The following is a 19,804-nucleotide window of genomic DNA, read 5'->3' as shown; positions in this document are numbered from 1 at the left end:
AAAAAGAGCTTTGTGTATGTTAAATACTAGTTGTCTATTTCCTCCTGATTTTGCAGGTCTTTGTCTTCAAAATTCTCATTTGTAAGTTCTAAAACCTTTTGTAGCATTGGGTCAGATTTACTTTTTATTTCTGCATATGCATTAGCATCAAATAACTGATCTGCTAAAGTTGCTTTTAAGTATCTTTTTAAACTAACCTCATACTTGTAAAAGTCTAAAGAAAGATTGTTCTTTTTAGCGTAAGTAATAAACTCTACAAACAGATTTTCATCAACCTTAAAATCTCTAATAAATTCTTCTCTAGAGAACATATTATATCTAGACCTGTCTTTGTCTAAATGTTCAAAAGTAAAGTATGATATAAAACCATAGCTGTCTAAGTCTATAATTGCTTCTTGTTCATTGTTTCCAATAGGTACAAACTCGTCTGGTATAATACCACCACCACCATATACGGTTTTTCCTTTTGGAGTAATATATTTTAGTGAATCTGCAACTTTGATACTATCTGCATCGCGCATTTCCCCGTTTGCATAACGTTTCATTAATTCTTGGTAATAATCTACATTACCTTTTTTATAATCACGCTGTATAGATCTTCCTGTTGGTGTGTAGTACCTAGAAATAGTTAAGCGCACGGCAGAGCCATCGCCTAAATCCATTTCTCGTTGTACTAAGCCTTTTCCAAAAGAGCGTCTACCTACAATTGTACCTATATCATTATCTTGTAATGCGCCCGCAACAATTTCACTAGCAGAAGCAGAACGCTCATTAATTAATACAAAAACTGGTTTATCTTCAAAACTACCTTTGTCTGTAGCATAAGCATTTTCAATTGTACCTTTTTTATTTTTAGTAAACAAAATAAGTTTTCCGTCTTTTAAAAACTCATCAGCCATTTGCTCTGCAATACCTAAATAACCACCAGGATTGTCTCTTAGGTCTAGGGTAAGTTTGGTTGCACCTTGTTTTTGTAATGCTTTAAGAGCAGTTTTAAATTCTTTATAGGTAGACTCTGCAAACCTGTTAACCTTTATGTAACCAATATCTTTGGTTAGCATATAATAGCTATCTACACTTTTTAAGGGTATGGTATTTCTTTTTACTGATACAGTAAATGTACGGTCTTCTTTTTTACGGTAAACTTCTAAGTCTATAGTAGAGCCTCTTTTGCCTTTTAGTTGGTCTACAATGCTACCACTTGCTAGCTTTTTGCCAAATAACTCCTCGCCATTTGCTCTTAAAATACGGTCGCCGGCTTGTATGCCTTTGTTGTAACTAGGTCCGTTTTCTACTGTTTTAATAACTGAAATGGTATCTTGGTACATATAAAAATTAATACCTATACCAACAAAGTCACCTTTCATACTTTCAGATACTTCAGCCATTTCTTTTTTAGGAATATAAACCGAGTGTGGATCTAGCTTGCCTAAAATATTATTTACGGTAACATCTACAATACTGTCTGTATTAACATCGTCTACATACTCATAATCTATGTAGTCTATAAGCCTGTTTAATTTGTCTTTTTTAGAGTTGGTTGTAAAAAGACGCTCAGGAGAATCGTTAAAGTTTAACTTACCACCAAGTAAAATACCAAACGCTAAAGCTGCGGCAATTACAATGGGCCATATGTAATACATTTTATTTTTCATACTACTATTACAGTGGTAAATGAGTTAATTTTATGCCTGCTTTTTCTAAAAATTTTAATCCAGAATCGTCTTTGTAAGCATTTTGGTATACCACACGTACTATGCCAGACTGGTGTATAAGCTTGCTACATTCTTTGCAAGGAGATAACGTAATGTATAAAGTTGCACCTGTACAAGATTGTGTAGAAGAAGCTACTTTAGATATTGCATTTGCTTCAGCATGTAATACATACCATTTTGTGTATCCTTCTTCATCCTCACAAATGTTTTCAAAACCAGTTGGTGTTCCATTGTATCCGTCAGAAATTATCATTCTATCTTTTACAATAATTGCACCTACTTGCTTACGATCACAGTATGATAATTTTGCCCATTCCTGAGCCATACGTAGGTAAGCTTCGTCGTATTTTTTTTGTTTACTGTCTTTCATTTTTGTTGTAATGGCCACAAGATACAGGCTTTAGCTAACGCACACAATCAATAAAGGATAATTTTAACACTAAAACCTTTTAGTATGGGAACGTATCTATTAACATTGGTATTGTAATAGCTAATACAATTATAGATGCTACTATGGCATACAGCCACTGTTTAACTTTAAATAAGCTTACTACTACAAAAGTTAATGCAAGCGCTAAGACCAATATTAATAGTTGAGACATTTCTATACCTGTAGCAAAGCCAAGTAATGGTGTAAATTTATTTTCTTCCTCTGCCATTAGCATTTTAAAATAGTTAGAGAAACCAAAACCGTGAACCAAACCAAAAAAGGCGGTGGCAATAACGTGTAATTTTATAGATGCTAAAGTTTGCTTGTTTTTAGCAGCATAAATATTAAATAATGCTGTAATAAAAATAGTTACCGGAATTAGAAATTCTATTAAACCAGTGTCAGGTGTAACATATCCGTAGCTAGATAAGCCTAAAGAGAAGCAATGCGCAACAGTAAAAACGGTAGCTAAGAGTAAAACATTTTTCCAATCTTTAAACGAAAAAGGAATGGCTAAAGCAGTTAAAAATAAAATATGATCATAAGCACTAAGGTCTAATACGTGCTCTAAACCTAATCCTATGTAAAATAAAAACTGTTCCATAATTTCTTTTTATAAATAAATGATTAAAAATTAACTAGCTGATACCACGTTCTTTCTGTATAGTTTCATATGCTTTTTGTACCTCTTTAAATTTTTCTTCAGCTCCTTTTTTTATGGCTTCATTTTGAGTAACAACTTTATCTGGGTGGTATTTTTTTGCCATAGATCTATAGGCTTTTTTAACCTCGTCATCTGTAGCACTTTTATCAATCTCTAGTATTTTATAAGCCGTATCTGCAGATGCTACAAACATTGCTTTTACACTTTCGTAATCTCTTTTTCCTAATTTAAAGTAAGCAGCAATATCTCTAATTACTTCTACTTCTGCACCAGTAACAGAACCATCTGCCTGTGCAATGCCAAATAAAAAATGTACTAATTGTAACCTAACCTCATAACGTACACGCTGATTTAAATAGTAACAAATGCGCTTTGCAGAAATCTCGTGCTTTTTATTAACCTCATTAAAGGTTCTAAAAATGGCATTTGCTTTTTCTTTACCGTAAGTCTGTACAAAATATTGGCGTACATAGTCTAGCTCTGGTTGGCTAACTTTTCCATCTGCTTTTATAACAATAGAACAGAGTGATATTAATTGCATTTCAAAATCTGCAGGAGAGACTTTTTGGCGCGTCATATCATTAAAAACAGTATTTCCGCCTCTATTATTTTTACTTCCAGTAAGGTTGTCTAAAAGGCTACCAATAAAAAAGCCGGCAATACCTCCAGGGATTTTAAAAAATATGCTGCCTAGTATCGCAGCTATCCATTTTAACATACTTTTTTCTAAATTTTTTCAAAGATAAAGGTTAAGATTAAATGAAAAGTTAAGGTTTATAGAAAAATGCGACAAATTAGTTACTTTTGTAGTAACGCTTATTAACATAATAAAATTAAAATATATGTACCCAGCAGAATTAGTAAAACCAATGAGAGAGGATTTAACCTCTGTAGGTTTTGAGGAATTATTCACAGCAGAAGCTGTAGAAAAAGCAATAAATGCAGAAGGTACTACTTTAGTGGTAGTTAACTCTGTTTGTGGTTGTGCTGCTGCTAATGCAAGACCAGGCGCAAAAATGAGTTTACTTAACGATAAAAAACCAAGTAATACTGTTACAGTTTTTGCAGGTGTAGATACAGACGCAGTTAATGCAGCAAGAGGACTTATGGTTCCTTTTCCTCCATCATCGCCAAGTATGGCTTTGTTTAAAAACGGAGAGTTAGTGCATATGATAGAACGTCACCACATTGAAGGTAGACCAGCAGAAATGATTGCTGAAAACTTAAAACAAGCTTATGATGAATTCTGTTAATTAATAGAATTTAAATTATCTTAAAAAACCGCTCTATACATAGGGCGGTTTTTTTATTTTTGTAGCATGCAAAAACTAATATCATACCCGTTAACGGCATTGTATTTTTTATCCTTTGGATTATCACTAATCATTTTTCATCCTATACAATGGGTTTGTTTTAATGTGTTTGGTTACACCGCACATAAAAAAAGTGTTAGTATCTTAAATTGGTTTTTAATGCGTAGCACACACTTTTTAGGTACGCGTTATTCGTTTAAAAAAGAGGCAAAAATACCTACAGATAGGCCTATTATATTTGTGGCAAACCACCAGAGTATGAACGATATTCCGCCACTTATTTGGTTTTTTAGAAAAAATCACCCAAAATTTGTGAGTAAAAAGGAGTTAGGTAAAGGAATACCAAGTGTATCTTATAATTTAAGGCACGGAGGTTCTGTTTTAATAGACCGTAAAGATGCTAGGCAAGCACTTACAGAAATTGCTAAACTTGGTAAATACATAGAAAAACACAAGCGTAGTGCCGTAATTTTTCCAGAAGGTACCAGAAGTAGAACAGGGCATCCTAAAAGGTTTCAACCAATGGGACTTAAAATTCTTATGAAAAATGCACCATCAGCCTTAATAGTTCCTATAAGTATTAACAATTCTTGGAAACTTTTAAAATACGGTAAATACCCATATGGTTTAGGTAGTCACTTTACAATAGACGTGCACACACCTATAGAAATTAAAGGAAATGCAGACGATATAATTGCACAAGTAGAACAAACAGTAACCGCTGGCGTAACCTCTTTTAAATGATAAATTCTGATATAATTGCACAAACTAAAGCCTTTGTAAAAAAAACTTTAGAAGGTGCAGAAGGTGGTCACGACTGGTTTCATATAGAGCGTGTGTACAATAACACAATGCTTTTGGCTAAGGATGAAGCTGTAGACCAATTAGTAGTTGCTCTTGGTGCGTTATTACATGATATTGCTGATGCTAAATTTTATAATGGCGATGAAACTGTTGGTCCTAAAATGGCAACAGATTTTTTAAGATCTATACAGGTTGATGAAAAAATTATAGATCACGTTGTAAAAATTATAGAAAACATTTCTTTTAAAAGTAGTTTAAAGGTTGATGATGCAACTACAGCAAAACCTTTTACGTCCTTAGAGCTACAAGTGGTGCAAGATGCAGATAGGTTAGATGCCATTGGCGCCATTGGTATAGCACGTGCTTTTAATTATGGGGGATTTAAAAATAGGGAAATGTACAACCCAGATATTGCTCCCAATTTAAATATGACTAAAGAGGAATATAAAAAATCTACAGCACCAACAATTAATCATTTTTATGAAAAATTACTGCTTTTAAAAGATAAAATGAATACCAAAACTGGTACAAAGCTAGCGACACAAAGACATTCTTATATGGAGGCTTTTTTAGAGCAGTTTTATAACGAGTGGAACGGTAAAGAATAATAGGTTTTACTACAACGTTATAGTTTTTCTTTTAACATTTTTTGCAAAAGTGTTGCTTGTATTTTTTATGTATCTTCAACCAGTAAACTATAAGCAACCTTATTATGGGAAGAAGAAAATTTATAAAAAATGTAGCTGCATCTTCTGCTGCATTTTCTATTGTTCCAAGTTTTGTACTTGGTAAAAATCACGTGCCACCTAGTGATACACTTTACATAGGAGCATTTGGAGTAGGAGGTAGAGGATCATCTGTAATTAAAGAACTTACAGAAACAGGTAAAGTTAAGTTTGTTACTCTTTGTGATGTAGATGAAAGAGGAGTTGCTGCCAGTCATAAATTACACCCAAAAGCAAAAAGGTATAAGGACTTTAGAGAAGTGTATGATAAGCATTTAAATGAAATTGATGCTATTATGGTGGCAACACCAGACCACACACACGCTACCATTGCATTGCCTTTTATGCGTGCCAAAAAACACGCGTATGTAGAAAAACCTTTAGCGCACAATATTGAGGAGGTAAGGTTAATGACCAAAGTAGCTAAAGAAAACGGAATTATTACCCAAATGGGGAACCAAGGAGCATCTAGTCCTGGTAGTAGAACAGCTAAAGAATGGATAGATGCTGGTGTAATTGGAGATGTTACTAAAGTAGATTGTTGGACCAACAGACCAGTGTGGCCACAAGGAGTAAAAACACCAGCAGGCGGACACCCAATTCCTAAAGAGTTAGATTGGGATTTATGGTTAGGGCCAGCGGCTATGAGAGATTATAATCCTGCTTATTTGCCATTTAAATGGCGTGGTTGGTGGGACTTTGGAACAGGTGCTTTAGGTGATATGGGTTGCCATATTATGGAAACTCCATATAGTGTTTTAGGTTTAGGATCACCAACAGAAGCAGAGGCTAGTTGTACAACTACTTGGGTAGGAGATTTTGTAGAGGCAGATTACTCTAGCTCTTGTCCGCCTTCATCTGTAGTGCGTTTAAAAGTAGATGCACCAAACCAAGGAAGTATAGATTTAAATTGGTATGATGGCGGAATTATGCCAGATATTCCTAGTGAGTTAGCCGATGGTGAAAAACTAGGAAACGGAGATGGTGGCGTAGTTTTTCACGGTACAAAAGGTATTATTTTAACAGATGTGTATTCTGCTAATCCTAGACTGTTACCAGCAGATGTCAATAGTATGTTTAATAAACCAAAAGAAACATTGCCAAGAATAAAAGGTGGTTCTGCAGGACATCAAAATAACTGGGTAGAGGGTTGTTTAAATGGTACAACCGCATCATCAGACTTTGTAACTAAAGCCGGACCATTAACAGAGGGTGTGCTTATGGGTAATTTAGCTATTAAAGCATACCAATATAAAACACTAAAAGCGGGTAAAAAAGTAGGAGATTGGGATCCTTATAACTACCCTGGTAGACGTACCATAAAATGGGACGCCGCCAATATGAAAGTTACAAATTTTGATATGGCCAACGAATGGGTTTCTCGTGACTATAGAAAAGGATGGGAACTAGAATAAAAGTTTTATAAAAAGATAAAAAAGGCGCTATTAACATTTGCTAATAGCGCCTTTTTATTTATTTGAAATTGTAAATTAATCACAATTGCCATCTACATCACAAGATTCTCCGCCTGTTGTTGGTAAAATGGTTAATGACTCTTTTTGATGTTTTTCCCAAGCTTGTTCTAAAGCCTCAGTAAAAGCTTCTACTGGTTGTGCTCCAGAAACTCCATACTTGTTATCTAACACAAAAAAAGGCACACCGCTAACGCCTATGTTGCGAGCTTCCATTTCGTCTTGTCTAACCTCGTAGGTAAAAGCATCTGTTTTGTATATTTCTTCAACAGTAGTTTTGTCCATACCAACAGAGACAGCTGTATCTACTAAAAATGAGATATCATCTATATTTTTCCCGTCTTCTAAATGTGCTTTTAGCAATGCTTCTTTGGTAGCATCTGTAAAACCTACTGTTTTTGCATATTGTAATAAACGGTGCGCATTTAAAGAATTAGCGGTAACAATGTCTTCAATTTTAAAATTAAGACCAACACCACTAGCCATTTCTGTAACTCTGTTAAACATACCTTTAGCATTAACCTCGTCTACACCTTTGCTTTGCATAAAGTGGTCTATAGCATTAATATCTGTTTGCGTTTTTAAGTTAGGATCTAATTCAAAACTTTTCCACTCTACAGTAATTTTGTCTTTGTGCGGAAATTTATCTAATGCTGCTGTAAAGTTACGTTTACCAATGTAACAAAACGGGCATCTAATATCAGACCATATATGTATTTGCATAACTATTTTATCTTTTAGTATTAATGTATTGTTAGACGAAAATACGGTGGAAACCTTTCAGGAAGGAATTAGATGTTAGTGGTTTTAATAATTAATTGAAAAAGAAGATCAGTTTAAACAAAAAAAATCCTCTTACTTTTAGCAAGAGGATTGTAATTTATAAGGTTTGCTTTTTAAAAAGCTACTTCTACCATTTGCTTTTTTGTGCCACGCTTTGCGTAAAACAAAATATTGTTTTTGTTAGTTAATGGCTTAGAAATCATTAGCGGTAACCTAGCTGTTTTACTATCTATAATTTTATCATAAGTCATAAAGCCTTTTGCATCTAACTTAATTAAAAATATGTTTCTGTTTCTGCTTAAACCTTGTCTAAATACCAAACGCTCATTATTTATTAGTTGTGGATTTTCTGCCGCTGTGCTTATAAAAAAGTAAGTGTTGTCTCCTTTTGTAAATGTACTGTATGATGCGTATGCACCATCACCTTGTGTAACCTCAGACTTATTAATGTTACGTACCCAAATAAGGTCGCCATCATCACTAAGTTTAGCGCCAACCATATCATTGTAATGGTACCTGCTAATTTTAACTCTAGATCCACCACCTGGATTACTTTGGTAACCAGATGTTACAAAATATTCTTCGGCATTAAAAAGTATTGAGCCATCACTAGCTATTTCCGCATTTTTAAAGATTAAGTTTTTAATTTCTTTATTGTCATCTTCCTTTCCAAATTTGTCTGCCATAAACTGTGCAGAAAACGGAATAAACTTTTTGTCTTTAATGTCTAAAGAGCCTTCATCTAACTTAAAATAACTAAGGCCGTTATATCTGTTGTCTTTACGTGTAGCATAAAAACCTACGCAAACAAGTTTTTCATCTGTAAGTATTGGTTTTAAAGCCTCTAAAAATTTACCAGGTTCATCAAAAGTTTTCATAACCCTTTCTTCTTCAGAAACCTTTAATAATTCGTACTGAAATTTACGCTCTAGGGCAGAAAAACGTCTCTTTTTAAAATATGCTTTAGCAACCAAGAATACTTCTTTTTTGTCTTTTGTGATTTCAACGCTTTCAAAAGCATAATTTTTTGTTTCAACTTCAGCAGAAAAGTCGTGTGTAATTACTAAATCTAAGTTATTATCAAAAACATAAATAAAATGCTGATTATCTTTCGCCTTTTTAAAGTGTGCGCTAATTACAAAGGCATCTTTACGTTTGTTAAATAATACAGATGTTGTAAAACCAGATGCAAAATTACGGTTATAGTAGTTTTTGTCTAATGGGTTGTCTACTTGTTTAGACGGTACAGATAAGATAGTTTTTTGTGTAAAAGCAAAATTGTCTAACGGACTTTGGTGTACTATGTAATCATAACTTTCTTTTGCAGCGTTAAACTCTAAAAATATAAGGTATAGTTGTCCGTTGTTTATAAAACCATTTACAAAATCCTTGTCTTTTAGTTTGTAATTATACTCGCTTACCAGATCTAAGTTTTTATTGTAATGCTCTATGTAATACCCTTTAGGCTTTAAAATTAAGCCAGTATAATAGGAGCGTACAAGTACAGACCCATTTGCGCCATCGTTATCAATGGTAAGCAAATTAGAGTATTTGTATCTATCGGCATATTTTTCACTAAACTTATAAGTTACCTGCATTTTTTGTGCAGTGGCAGTAAAGCCAATAAGTAACAAGAGTAGCATTGCAATTTTCTTCATCATTAGTTTTCTTAAGATTACTTTATAGTAACGCTTGGTATCTTTAAATGTTACATACATTAAAAAAAAGTATTCCTAAAATAGCAATTGTTTTAGGATTACATTAAAGTTTAAGTTGAACTACATCGTTTTCGGTTGAATTTATAACAAAAGAGATATAAATGATGTCTGTGTTATTTTTTATCCACAAAATAATCCGATATATTTATAAGCTTAAACCAAACTTATTTAGCACTATGTTATTAACATTACTGTCCTTTGTGGGCTTTACAGTTTTGGTGGCCGTTATATCTTATTTGGCTACAAGAAAAACAAATGAAAACTCTTCTGATGGGTATTTTTTAGGAGGAAGAAGTTTAACTGCAGGTGTTATTGCAGGATCTCTTTTACTAACAAACCTTTCTACAGAGCAATTAGTAGGTTTAAATTCTGATGCTTACACAGATGGTTTGTCTGTTATGGCTTGGGAAACGTTAGCAGCAATAGCAATAGTTATTACTGCTATTTTTTTATTACCAAGGTATTTAAAAGGTGGTTTAACAACTGTACCGCAATTTTTAGCAGAACGTTTTGATGTTACTACAAAAACAATAACATCTGGTTTGTTTTTAACAGGTTATGTAGTTGTATTATTACCTGTAATTTTATACTCTGGTTCTGTTGCCATAAGCGGAATGTTTAATGTGCCAGAAAACTTAGGAATTAGTCACACAGCATCTATATGGCTATGTGTTTGGGGAATAGGAATTATAGGAGGTATTTATGCAGTTTTTGGAGGTTTAAAAGCTGTTGTTGTATCAGACTCTATAAATGCAATAGGTTTGTTAATTGGTGGTATTTTAATTCCTGTTTTTGGATTAATGTATATTGGAGACGGTAGTATAATGGATGGTTTATCTATTTTAACTACAGAAAACCCAGAGAAATTTAACTCTATGGGAACTAAAACAGACTCAGTTCCTTTTTCTACAATTTTTACAGGTATGATGTTGGTTAACCTTTTTTATTGGGGAACAAACCAACAAATTATACAAAGAGCCTTAGGTGCTAAAAACTTAGCAGAAGGACAAAAAGGATTGTTATTGGCTTCTTTTATAAAAATATTAGGTCCATTGATTTTAGTTTTACCAGGCATTATAGCGTTTCATATTTTTGAAGGTAAAATAGACTCTTCTAGCGCATACCCTTTACTAGTTGGTAAAGTATTGCCAGACTATTTAGTTGGCTTTTTTGCAGCAGTATTATTTGGTGCAATTTTAAGTTCTTTTAATAGTGTTTTAAATAGTTCTGTAACCTTATTTGGCTTAGATATTTACAAACAGCATATAAACCCAGAGGCAAGTGAAACTAAAGTAGTTAAAAACGGTAAAATATTTGGAATTGTATTGGCCTTGGCAGCAATGTTTATTGCTCCTTTTATAGCAAATGCGGGTAGTTTATTTGGATATTTACAAGAAGTAAATGGTATTTATAGTATTCCAATTTTTTCAGTAATAATTATTGGTTTTTTAACTAAAAGAGTTCCTGCAGTAGCGGCTAAAGTTGGTATTATAACAGGTTCTTTGTTATATATTATTAGTCAGTTTTTAATGAAGCCTTATTTTGTAAGCTCTGCCTTAGAAAAAGCAGAAGCAGCCGGAGTTACTGGTGCAGATGCATTAGCTGTAGTAGAAGCAGATGCTTACCCTCACTTTTTACACGTTATGGCTATATTATGCGTAGTAAACTCTTTAATAATGTTAGCTATTGGTAAAATTAAGCCAAGAGAAACTGCTTTTGAGCAAAAATACACAGAGCAAGTAGAAATAAAGCCTTATAAGTACGTAAACCAAATAGGTATTGTTATTTGTTTAATAGTAGTAGCTATATACGTTTACTTTGCTAATTAAGTAATTGTATTTTAAAATATAAAGAGGCTAGTTTTGCTAAACTAGCCTCTTTTTTTATTACAAGTTTTTGGCTTGTATGTTATGGAAAGCATCAGTTTGTTGTTTTAGTAATTTTTCTGCTTGTTGCTTTTTATAATTATAAACTTCGTTTTCTTGTTCAATATCTTCATATACTTTTTTGTTAATAGCAGCATCTGTTTGCATTAACATATTGCGTTGTTCTACCTTTTGTGTTACCCAAGTTTTTACAACACTTTCTTCTTCTTCCAATTTATAATCGTATATACCTTTTGGAGCTAGTAGTTTTGCTATTATAGGAGACGTTTCTATTGCTAAGAACAATAAAAATATAAAGAATGATGGCAACCATGGTAACTTGTTTAAAGCCGTTATACGCGCCATTAAACCATCAAAACCGTCAATAATAGGTTGCGAGTCTTTAACAGAAGTAGCATATGCTGTATCTAATGCCACTGCTTGCTCTTCAAGTGCTGTAATTTTTACTGCATTGGTTTCTTTTAGTTTTTGTAATTCTTGCAAGGCAGCATCATGTTTTTGTCTTTTTTCTTCATAAACAGGTCCTTTGCCTAGTAGTTTAGTACCTTCTCTACCTTCTGCCTCGGCAATGTAAGTGTTGTAAAGAGCGTTGGTTTCTGCTTCTTTAATTGTAATATCTTGTTTTAATTTTTCTATAGATTGATGAATGACTTCCTTTTTTGGATTGTACTGTAATGCAATTTGTTCCTTGTTTGCAAGCGTTAAATCGTTCTTTTGTTCTAGTAAAACCTGATTTATTTCTTTTTCAAAAATCTTCATTTCTAAAGGTTTTGAAATAACAATGGCTATTATAACAGCTAAAACAATACGTGGTGCGGCCTGTAACAATTCACTTTTAAAATTGTCTCTTTTTTTAATGGTAGAAACAATAAAACGATCTAAATTAAAAATAAGTAAGCCCCAAACAAGTCCAAAAAACACAGCGTAGTAAACATTGTCAAAAACAGTGTATAATGCATATGCACAAGCAATAAAAGCCATAACAGCAGTAAAAAATACAGTTGCGCCAATGCCAGCGTATTTGTTTTGCTCACCGTTAGAGCAAGTTTCTAGTATAGCAGTATCTGCTCCGGAGCAGAGTATAAAAAAACGTTTAATCATAAGTGTTCTTTTTTTGATGATTGATGTACCTATAAGAACGCATTTTGCAATGATTTGTTACAGAAAAAGCCTCTAAATGAGGCTTTTTATTACTTTTTAAGACATTATTATGAATAATTAGTTCTTTATTGGTGGAGCAGGAGGTGGCGGTGGTGGTAACGGAGCTGCTCCTTTTTCTTTTTTAATTAAAGCGCTACATCTCTCATAGCTTTCCATTGTTTTTTTGTGTAATTTATTTAACTCTTCCCTAGTCCCTTTTCCTTGTTTTCTGTATTCACTAACGGCATTACCATATGCATTAGCATCTTTTTTAAAAGTAGCTCTGGCTTTTGCAAGTTCTTTAGAATCTTGTTTGTTATTTGATGGAGGTAATGGTGGTGGTGGAGGTGGTGGTAATAATTTTTTATCTTCTGCCGTTAACTCGCTTCTTTTTTTGTATTCTGTTTTGCCATTCTTAATCAGCATAACGTATGGTGAAATAGGTGCTTTTACTCTTTTTACTTTAGCTCTATCCTCTTTGCTTAAGCTAAAGTACAGGCTACCTAATAATGTAAAAAGGTCATCCATTTTCTTTTTCTCAGCTTCTGACCTATGTATATAATGTGGCTCTTGTTTAGTTAAGGTTACATATGTGTTGTATTCTTTTTTATAGGTTTCTAAAGGATCTTGTTTTTCTTCTTTTATAACTAAACCTGGCTGTTCAGAATTTTTAACAGGAATGCTTTCAGGGAAAAGAATGTTGTATTTTTCTATTTCTTCTTTGCTAAACTCAGCATAAAGTTTTTTTAATTGAACATTTTTTATGTCTAAATCATCGTTAGAGATTGCGTTGTTATTTTTAAATACATTTAACTCGCTATTATAATTTTGGAGTATACTATTATAGGTATTTACATCAGCTTTAATGTATGTATTGGCAAACCCTTGTTTGGTAAATAAATTTACTTGGTGTTCTTGCGGAAACTTTGTGCTACGTGCATTTTTGTACACATAACTGTTGTTAAAATGAAGAATATCTGATGCCGAATACTTGTTTAATATAGAATTAGGAACGTGTTTATTATCTATCCAAATAGCAAAGTTTTCTTTGTTTTTCCAAGAATTAAACTCCGATTGTGTTGGTGCTTTTTTTGTTGTGTTTTTTAAATCTATGCTAGGAAATTTAAGAATAGTTTTATGGTCTGTAACGGTTGCACGTTGTTCTTCTGTCATTAGATCATAAATGGCAACTACTCTATTATAATCTGGCATATTAATTACCTTTTTCTTAGCGTTTTGGTAATTCTGAATGTAATTAATATACTCTTGCATCATTTTTCCTGAAGCACCTTTCCCTACATTTTTATTTGTGTGTGAGGCTTGAGTGTCTACTAATACTTCTTCTGTTTTTTGGTTGCTAAAACTGTAAAAAAGCAATGCTGCTAAAGGTATAAGCAGTAAGCTTCTTAATACAACCGACCGTTTTGAGGTTCTTTTTTTCATAACTGTAAATCGTTTTTTGATTGATGAATAATTAATTGAGTTTGCCATATGGGGCTCTGTTGCATTTGATGAAAATGCGAGTAAAATTTTTCTGTAGCTAACAGTGTCTGCACCCTGATTTAGGACTGCTTGGTCTGCTAAAAATTCGTGATTTAATTTAATAGTATGCTTTATAAAATAGATAAGCGGATTAAACCAGAATACAACTTGCAATACCTCTATAAATAATACATCTATAGAGTGTTTTTGCTTTGCATGTGTAATTTCATGCAGCAACACCTCTTTTGGTATTTTTTTATGTTGATAGGCTTTTTTATTTAAAAATATATAACTTAAAAAAGTATGTGGTGTAGTTTTCTCAGTTAACAGTACATTGGTATGGTTTTGTAACCTTTGCTTAGGATTTTGCTTTATTTTTAAAAATAGGTTAGTGCTGTTTTTAATAAATTTTATACTAAAAATTAAAACGCCCAAGCCATAAATACTCCAAATTATGTATGGCCAGTAATTGGTAGGTTCTGCAATAATTTCTGTACTATTTCTGTTGCCATACTCCAATGGTGTTTCATAAATTATTGTTGGCAATTGTATGTATGTTGTAAACGTTATTAGCGGTATACCAAAACTTAAAGCTAAAGCAGCTAGTAGGTAAAAACGTTTAAACTTGTGCATATTTTGCTCTTCTAAAAACACTTTATAAAAAAGAAATAATATGGCTAAACAAGCTGTAGATTTTAATAGGTATATAAGCATAACTATTTGTTTTTAAGTTCTTGGTCTATTAATTCTCTTAAATGCGCCAGCTCTTCTTTTGTTAGGTTGGTTTCTTTAGTAAAGAACGATGCAAATTGTGATGCACTATCATTAAAAAAGTTTTTTATTAAGCCGTTTACGTGTTTAGAGAAGTAGGCTTTCTTTTTTACTAACGGATAATATTCTCTGGATTTGCCATATAAGTTGTAGGCTACAAAATTTTTGTCTGCCATACGTTTTAACATTGTAGCCACAGTGGTGGTTGCAGGTTTAGGATCTGAATATTGATCTAGTAAATCTTTTAAAAATGCTTTCTCTAATTTCCAGAGGTGGTTCATTAGTTCTTCTTCAGATTTTGATAACTGCATAGCTCTACATATTTAGAATGTTCTCTACAAACGTAGAATAAAAAAATGAATTCTACAAATGTAGAGTTAGTTATTTTGTTATTGTAATTGTGTTTAAGGTCTTAAAACTTGTGAGTTATATTGCCTTGTGTAGTTTTTTTAGGTGTATAAAAAAAGTCCGTTTCTTTAATAGAAACGGACTTTTTAATATGGTAAACAGTTATTTTAAGCTGTTTCTTTTTCGTCTTCGTCTTTGCCAAAGTAGCTAGAATATATTCCGTAAAGTACAACTAAGCCTATTAGACCTAAAATTATTTTTCCGCCTAAACGGTCAAAAAACGATGCAGATGCGGTTTCTGGAATTTCAACCTTTGCTATTTCTGCTATTTCTTTTAAGTTTTCTGCAGATAACTCTACATAAGTGTCATCATCTACGTAGCCAGTTATTATAGGCTCTGTATTACTGTATGGCAACCAGACAATATGACTTATGGTATACATTTTACCAATATCAAAATAAGTACCGTCGTCTAACTGAAAGTCTTCTGTGTCTGGTAGGTCTACTATTTTAACTATTTTTTGCTCTTCTCCGTAAGGTATTGGAATTCTTGCTCTACCTACTATATTACTTATTCCAAATATTGAAATAGCAAGAAGCGATAATACTTTTAATTTCATAACTAAATTTTAAAGGTTGGTTTTGTAAATGTACTATTTTATTTGAAAGTAATTACGCTAGTATTTTGCGTTAAGGATAGTAGTGAAAAGCCCACAGCGTAGCGAGGACTTGTAACGTATAGCCTGCCCGTAGGGACGCCCTAATAAAAATATTTGCACAAAAAAAAGTCCGTCTCTATTGGTAAGAAACGGACTTTTTAATGTTGTTATATTTGTGTTTAAGAATTCATATCTGTAAAATTTTTGTAGAAATAAGGTATGGTTTCTATACCTTTTAAATAGTTCCAAATGCCAAAATGTTCGTTAGGAGAGTGTATGGCATCACTATCTAAACCAAAGCCCATTAGTATGGTTTTGCTTTGTAGTTCTTTCTCGAACAAGGCAACTATTGGTATGCTACCTCCACTACGTTGTGGTATTGGTGTTTTGCCAAATGTGGTCTCGTATGCTTTAGAAGCTGCTCTGTATCCAATGCTGTCTATTGGTGTAACATAACCTTGACCACCATGATGTGGGTTTACTTTTATGGTTACACCTTTTGGAGCTATACTTTTAAAGTGTTTAGAGAACAATTCTGTTATGTTTTCCCAGTCTTGGTTTGGTACCAAACGCATAGAGATTTTTGCATATGCTTTGCTTGCTATTACGGTTTTTGCACCTTCGCCAGTGTAGCCGCCCCAAATACCGTTTACGTCTAAAGTTGGGCGTATAGAGTTGCGCTCGTTAGTGGTGTACCCTTTTTCTCCGTAAACAGAGTTTATGCCTATAGATTTTTGGTAACCGTCTAAGTTAAAAGGTGCTTTTGCCATTTCTGCACGCTCTTCTGTAGATAGCTCTTCTACATTGTCATAAAAACCAGGTATGGTAATATGGTTGTTCTCGTCATGTAAAGACGAAATCATTTTTGTTAATATGTTTATTGGGTTGGCAACTGCACCGCCATACAAGCCAGAGTGTAAGTCTCTATTTGGCCCTGTAACTTCTACCTCTACATAACTTAACCCTCTTAGGCCTGTTGTTATAGATGGTACATCTTTAGAGATCATACCCGTGTCACTAATTAAAATAACATCGTTTTTAAGTTTTTCTCTGTTTTCTTTTACAAATGTAGAAAGACTTACGCTACCAACTTCTTCTTCGCCCTCTATCATAAACTTAACGTTACAAGGTAGTTGGTTGGTGCTTACCATAAATTCTAATGCCTTTACGTGCATATACATTTGTCCTTTATCATCACAAGCTCCACGAGCAAAAATTGCACCTTCTGGGTGTAATTCTGTTTTTTTAATTACGGGCTCGTATGGTGGAGAGTCCCATAAATTAATTGGGTCTGCTGGTTGTACATCATAATGTCCGTATACTAAAATGGTTGGTAATGAAGGGTCTATTAACTTTTCTCCGTACACAATAGGAAAACCTTGAGTTTCGCATATTTCTACCGTGTCACAGCCAGCTTTTTCTAAAGCAGCTTTAACAGCATCTGCTGTAGTAAGTACATCATGTGCATACGCAGGATCTGCACTAACAGATGGAATTTTTAAAAGTTCTATAAGTTCATTTAATAATCTGTCTTTATTGCTATCTATAAAGCTTTTTACGTCTTGCATAATATGTTTTTGATAAAGTATAAATGTACAAAAAAAGAAGTTTTTATGATTAAGTATTTCAAAATTGATTTTTTGCATTATATTTGCAACCCAATTAGCAAAATTGTTAGTTGAAAAATGCAGGCGTGGTGGAATTGGTAGACACGCTAGACTTAGGATCTAGTGCCGCGAGGTGTGAGAGTTCGAGTCTCTCCGCCTGTACAAACAAAAAGCCTTTCAGGAAACTGAGAGGCTTTTTTGGTTTTAAAATCTTTGGTTTAAGAGGTTTAAATAGTTGCTAGTTTGTTAGGGATAAAGCAATATTAACATTTTTTAACAAGGGGCAGGTGGTTAAAATGCTTCATAGGGGTATACGTATTATAATTTTTTACGAACTAACTCACTTAATTTTAATTTAGAATTAAGTAAATAACTACCTAACAATATGAAAAAAATAGCAGTTTTACTTTTATTTGGTTTAATGACCATTACAGTTTTCTCTCAGGGAATTAATTTTGAGCACGGTACTTTACAAGAGGCTTTAGACAAGGCGCAAAAAGAAAATAAATTAGTTTTTGTAGACACATATACTACATGGTGTGGGCCTTGTAAGTGGATGACAAAAGAAATTTTTCCGCAAGAGAAGGTTGGGGAATTTTTTAATGAAAATTTTGTGAGTATAAAAATTGATTGTGAAAAAGGCGAGGGTATTGGTATTGCATCTAAATACACGGTTACTGCTTTTCCTACGTTACTGTTTTTAAATGCTAACGGAAAAGTTGTGCATAAAATGGTGGGCGGTAAACAGGCTAATGATTTAATACAAGGAGGAAAAGATGCTCTAGATCCCAATAAAAGAAGTACAAGTGTAGCTGCACGTTATGCAAGCGGAGATAGAGATTTAGACTTTGTTTTAAGTTACATAAAGAGTTTAGATGAAGCGTACAATAAAGGAAAAAGTGCACAGGTATCTAAAGAATTATTGGCTAGTTTGCCAATTGAAAAATTTGCAAATAAAGATATGTTTAAAGTTGTTGCTAATGCAGGTGTAACATATAAATCTAAAGAGTATAATTACGTTTTAGAGAATAAAGCTAAGCTGTTAAATAAGGTAGATTCTACTCAGTATTTTTCTGTTTTAAACGGAGCTATAAGCAGACACTTAAACAAAATAGCTAGTACTTGTTCTTCTATAGAAAAATTAAATACAGAAATTGAATTGTGTAAAAAAGACAATGTATCTAAATACCAGACTAGTTTAGAGAAAGGTTTAGTATATACTTTTTACTTGTCTCAAAAAGATTTTGACAAATGGTTTGAGTTAAAATTAAAAGAGGCAGAAGAATTTAAAAACAAACCTAATTATGTGTATAAATTGCATGATATAGGGAATGAAGTATATGCAAACCCTAAATTTAATGGTTTTAAAGAGCCGTTAGATAGAGCTTTACAATTGGGGCATAAAATGATTTCTGGTAATGATGGTTTAATAATGGGTAATTTATTGCTTTCTAAATTGTATTTAAAAGCAGGTAATAAAGAAAAAGCATTAAAACATTTTAATGTATTTTTTGAAACCAATGAAAAAGCAGGTGGTTTAAACGATCATCCCTCTGTAACTAGCATTAAAAACGGAATAGATAGTTTGTAGTATTTATATACTAGGTTTTAAAATAGATTATAAAAGCCTTTCAGGAAACTGGAAGGTTTTATTATTTTTCAATAGTTCTGAACGTTAAATTTATTCTGGGTGTACTTACCTTTTTTGTTGGTGGTAGTCTGTGTAACCAGTTTTTTTGTGTAGTGCCTGTCATTACCAATAAACTTCCTCTGTCTAAATTAATGTCTATTTTTTGCTTGTTTTCTTTGTGTTTAAAACTAAACTTACGTTCTGCGCCAAAGCTTAAAGAGCCTATTGCCCCGTTTTCTTTTAAATCTTTTTCGCCATCGCTATGCCAAGCCATACCTTCTTCTCCTGTGTGGTATAAGTTTAATAGGCAAGAGTTAAATGTTTCTCCGGTTTTTATCTCTACTAAATCTTTTAGTTCTAATAGTTCTTTTGTCCATGGTAAAGCTGTTTTAGTAATTTTAGAGTAGGTATAACTAAACGGATTTGTAGCATACCAAGCTACTTTACGCTTTGTTGTAATGGTTTTTCCAAAAATAACAGCTTTGTCATTCTCCCATTGTATGTTGCTAAGTAAATAACTGTAATACTCTTGGGCTTTAGTTATAGAAAGTATTGGTCCGTAATAATACACTTCACCATCAAAAGGAAGTATGTTTTTTTGTATGTCTGTATTAAATAAGTCCATATCTAAAATCTAAGCATAAAAATAATCAATGA

The 19,804-nt window shown here is 32.9% G+C and carries 18 protein-coding genes and 1 tRNA gene; 7 read left to right on the top strand and 12 right to left on the bottom strand.

The features are described 5' to 3' along the window. Nucleotides 1–26: 26 nt before the first annotated feature. From AX016_RS02705 to AX016_RS02690, 4 genes are all read right to left on the bottom strand, one after another. Nucleotides 27–1,655 (bottom strand): S41 family peptidase, encoded by a 1,629-nt coding sequence (locus AX016_RS02705; RefSeq protein ID WP_100894145.1) that lies wholly within the window; start codon nt 1,653–1,655, stop codon nt 27–29. A gap of 7 nt (nt 1,656–1,662) precedes the next feature. Then, nucleotides 1,663–2,085 carry a deoxycytidylate deaminase gene (locus AX016_RS02700; RefSeq protein WP_100894144.1) on the bottom strand — a complete coding sequence of 141 codons (423 nt, stop codon included), beginning with the start codon at nt 2,083–2,085 and terminating at the stop codon, nt 1,663–1,665. A 79-nt stretch (nt 2,086–2,164) separates the two neighbouring features. After that, entirely contained in the window at nt 2,165–2,749 is a 585-nt protein-coding gene (locus AX016_RS02695) for a HupE/UreJ family protein (RefSeq protein WP_100894143.1), read from the bottom strand. A 34-nt stretch (nt 2,750–2,783) separates the two neighbouring features. Further along, nucleotides 2,784–3,527 carry a TerB family tellurite resistance protein gene (locus tag AX016_RS02690; protein ID WP_100894142.1) on the bottom strand — a complete coding sequence of 248 codons (744 nt, stop codon included), beginning with the start codon at nt 3,525–3,527 and terminating at the stop codon, nt 2,784–2,786. A gap of 124 nt (nt 3,528–3,651) precedes the next feature. Between AX016_RS02690 and AX016_RS02685 the strand changes: the two genes are divergently transcribed. The 4 genes from AX016_RS02685 to AX016_RS02670 all read left to right on the top strand — a co-directional run bounded on the left by AX016_RS02685 (nt 3,652) and on the right by AX016_RS02670 (nt 7,066). Continuing rightward, nucleotides 3,652–4,062: a BrxA/BrxB family bacilliredoxin gene (locus tag AX016_RS02685; protein ID WP_100894141.1), complete on the top strand. Its 411-nt coding sequence runs from the start codon at nt 3,652–3,654 to the stop codon at nt 4,060–4,062. Nucleotides 4,063–4,128: 66 nt separating this feature from the next. Beyond that, the gene (locus AX016_RS02680; RefSeq protein WP_100894140.1) at nt 4,129–4,866 is read left to right on the top strand and encodes a lysophospholipid acyltransferase family protein; all 738 of its coding nucleotides are present in this window, start codon (nt 4,129–4,131) and stop codon (nt 4,864–4,866) included. Continuing rightward, nucleotides 4,863–5,534, top strand: coding sequence for an HD domain-containing protein (locus AX016_RS02675; RefSeq protein ID WP_100894139.1), 672 nt, complete (start codon nt 4,863–4,865; stop codon nt 5,532–5,534). The genes AX016_RS02680 and AX016_RS02675 overlap by 4 nt, the downstream gene beginning before the upstream one ends. Nucleotides 5,535–5,638: 104 nt before the next feature. Beyond that, nucleotides 5,639–7,066, top strand: a complete 1,428-nt coding sequence (locus AX016_RS02670; protein ID WP_100894138.1) for a Gfo/Idh/MocA family protein — start codon at nt 5,639–5,641, stop codon at nt 7,064–7,066. Between the two features lie 75 nt (nt 7,067–7,141). Here AX016_RS02670 and AX016_RS02665 read toward each other — a convergent pair whose 3' ends face one another. Beyond that, nucleotides 7,142–7,846: a DsbA family oxidoreductase gene (locus AX016_RS02665; protein WP_100894137.1), complete on the bottom strand. Its 705-nt coding sequence runs from the start codon at nt 7,844–7,846 to the stop codon at nt 7,142–7,144. Nucleotides 7,847–8,019: 173 nt separating this feature from the next. Continuing rightward, nucleotides 8,020–9,567 (bottom strand): hypothetical protein, encoded by a 1,548-nt coding sequence (locus tag AX016_RS02660; RefSeq protein ID WP_330400291.1) that lies wholly within the window; start codon nt 9,565–9,567, stop codon nt 8,020–8,022. 233 nt (nt 9,568–9,800) lie between these two features. On the opposite strand from AX016_RS02660, the gene AX016_RS02655 reads away from it, so the two are divergent. Then, the gene (locus tag AX016_RS02655; protein WP_100894136.1) at nt 9,801–11,453 is read left to right on the top strand and encodes a solute:sodium symporter family transporter; all 1,653 of its coding nucleotides are present in this window, start codon (nt 9,801–9,803) and stop codon (nt 11,451–11,453) included. 57 nt (nt 11,454–11,510) lie between these two features. On the opposite strand, the gene AX016_RS02650 is transcribed toward AX016_RS02655, so the two are convergent. The 5 genes from AX016_RS02650 to AX016_RS02630 all read right to left on the bottom strand — a co-directional run bounded on the left by AX016_RS02650 (nt 11,511) and on the right by AX016_RS02630 (nt 17,478). Further along, the gene (locus tag AX016_RS02650; RefSeq protein ID WP_100894135.1) at nt 11,511–12,611 is read right to left on the bottom strand and encodes a DUF4407 domain-containing protein; all 1,101 of its coding nucleotides are present in this window, start codon (nt 12,609–12,611) and stop codon (nt 11,511–11,513) included. 117 nt (nt 12,612–12,728) lie between these two features. Then, nucleotides 12,729–14,846, bottom strand: coding sequence for a M56 family metallopeptidase (locus tag AX016_RS02645; protein ID WP_100894134.1), 2,118 nt, complete (start codon nt 14,844–14,846; stop codon nt 12,729–12,731). 2 nt (nt 14,847–14,848) lie between these two features. After that, nucleotides 14,849–15,214 (bottom strand): BlaI/MecI/CopY family transcriptional regulator, encoded by a 366-nt coding sequence (locus AX016_RS02640; RefSeq protein ID WP_038505687.1) that lies wholly within the window; start codon nt 15,212–15,214, stop codon nt 14,849–14,851. 204 nt (nt 15,215–15,418) lie between these two features. After that, nucleotides 15,419–15,871: a hypothetical protein gene (locus AX016_RS02635; protein ID WP_100894133.1), complete on the bottom strand. Its 453-nt coding sequence runs from the start codon at nt 15,869–15,871 to the stop codon at nt 15,419–15,421. A gap of 218 nt (nt 15,872–16,089) precedes the next feature. After that, complete coding sequence (locus AX016_RS02630) at nt 16,090–17,478, bottom strand: dipeptidase (protein WP_100894132.1); 1,389 nt, start codon at nt 17,476–17,478, stop codon at nt 16,090–16,092. Nucleotides 17,479–17,597: 119 nt separating this feature from the next. On the opposite strand from AX016_RS02630, the gene AX016_RS02625 reads away from it, so the two are divergent. Both AX016_RS02625 and AX016_RS02620 read left to right on the top strand, forming a co-directional pair. After that, nucleotides 17,598–17,679: transfer RNA gene (locus AX016_RS02625), tRNA-Leu, on the top strand. Between the two features lie 223 nt (nt 17,680–17,902). Beyond that, entirely contained in the window at nt 17,903–19,108 is a 1,206-nt protein-coding gene (locus tag AX016_RS02620) for a thioredoxin domain-containing protein (protein WP_100894131.1), read from the top strand. 61 nt (nt 19,109–19,169) lie between these two features. Here the strand turns inward: AX016_RS02620 and AX016_RS02615 are convergent, their stop codons facing one another. Further along, on the bottom strand, nt 19,170–19,772 hold the full coding sequence (locus AX016_RS02615; protein ID WP_100894130.1) for an alpha-ketoglutarate-dependent dioxygenase AlkB family protein: 603 nt from the start codon (nt 19,770–19,772) through the stop codon (nt 19,170–19,172). Nucleotides 19,773–19,804: the final 32 nt, after the last annotated feature.

It is taken from the genome of Cellulophaga sp. RHA19, from assembly GCF_002813425.1.
Lineage (GTDB): Bacteria > Bacteroidota > Bacteroidia > Flavobacteriales > Flavobacteriaceae > Cellulophaga.
Note: the sequence above shows the minus strand (reverse complement) of the source record. Positions and strands in the feature narration are given on the sequence as shown.

Coding starts and splice junctions, on each gene's coding strand:
- AX016_RS02645 (WP_100894134.1), bottom strand. CDS start 14,846: ATGCTTATATACCTATTAAAATCTACAGCTTGTTTAGCCATATTATTT.
- AX016_RS02695 (WP_100894143.1), bottom strand. CDS start 2,749: ATGGAACAGTTTTTATTTTACATAGGATTAGGTTTAGAGCACGTATTA.
- AX016_RS02630 (WP_100894132.1), bottom strand. CDS start 17,478: ATGCAAGACGTAAAAAGCTTTATAGATAGCAATAAAGACAGATTATTA.
- AX016_RS02655 (WP_100894136.1), top strand. CDS start 9,801: ATGTTATTAACATTACTGTCCTTTGTGGGCTTTACAGTTTTGGTGGCC.
- AX016_RS02620 (WP_100894131.1), top strand. CDS start 17,903: ATGAAAAAAATAGCAGTTTTACTTTTATTTGGTTTAATGACCATTACA.
- AX016_RS02705 (WP_100894145.1), bottom strand. CDS start 1,655: ATGAAAAATAAAATGTATTACATATGGCCCATTGTAATTGCCGCAGCT.
- AX016_RS02635 (WP_100894133.1), bottom strand. CDS start 15,871: ATGAAATTAAAAGTATTATCGCTTCTTGCTATTTCAATATTTGGAATA.
- AX016_RS02650 (WP_100894135.1), bottom strand. CDS start 12,611: ATGATTAAACGTTTTTTTATACTCTGCTCCGGAGCAGATACTGCTATA.
- AX016_RS02700 (WP_100894144.1), bottom strand. CDS start 2,085: ATGAAAGACAGTAAACAAAAAAAATACGACGAAGCTTACCTACGTATG.
- AX016_RS02615 (WP_100894130.1), bottom strand. CDS start 19,772: ATGGACTTATTTAATACAGACATACAAAAAAACATACTTCCTTTTGAT.
- AX016_RS02660 (WP_330400291.1), bottom strand. CDS start 9,567: ATGATGAAGAAAATTGCAATGCTACTCTTGTTACTTATTGGCTTTACT.
- AX016_RS02680 (WP_100894140.1), top strand. CDS start 4,129: ATGCAAAAACTAATATCATACCCGTTAACGGCATTGTATTTTTTATCC.
- AX016_RS02640 (WP_038505687.1), bottom strand. CDS start 15,214: ATGCAGTTATCAAAATCTGAAGAAGAACTAATGAACCACCTCTGGAAA.
- AX016_RS02670 (WP_100894138.1), top strand. CDS start 5,639: ATGGGAAGAAGAAAATTTATAAAAAATGTAGCTGCATCTTCTGCTGCA.
- AX016_RS02690 (WP_100894142.1), bottom strand. CDS start 3,527: ATGTTAAAATGGATAGCTGCGATACTAGGCAGCATATTTTTTAAAATC.
- AX016_RS02665 (WP_100894137.1), bottom strand. CDS start 7,846: ATGCAAATACATATATGGTCTGATATTAGATGCCCGTTTTGTTACATT.
- AX016_RS02675 (WP_100894139.1), top strand. CDS start 4,863: ATGATAAATTCTGATATAATTGCACAAACTAAAGCCTTTGTAAAAAAA.
- AX016_RS02685 (WP_100894141.1), top strand. CDS start 3,652: ATGTACCCAGCAGAATTAGTAAAACCAATGAGAGAGGATTTAACCTCT.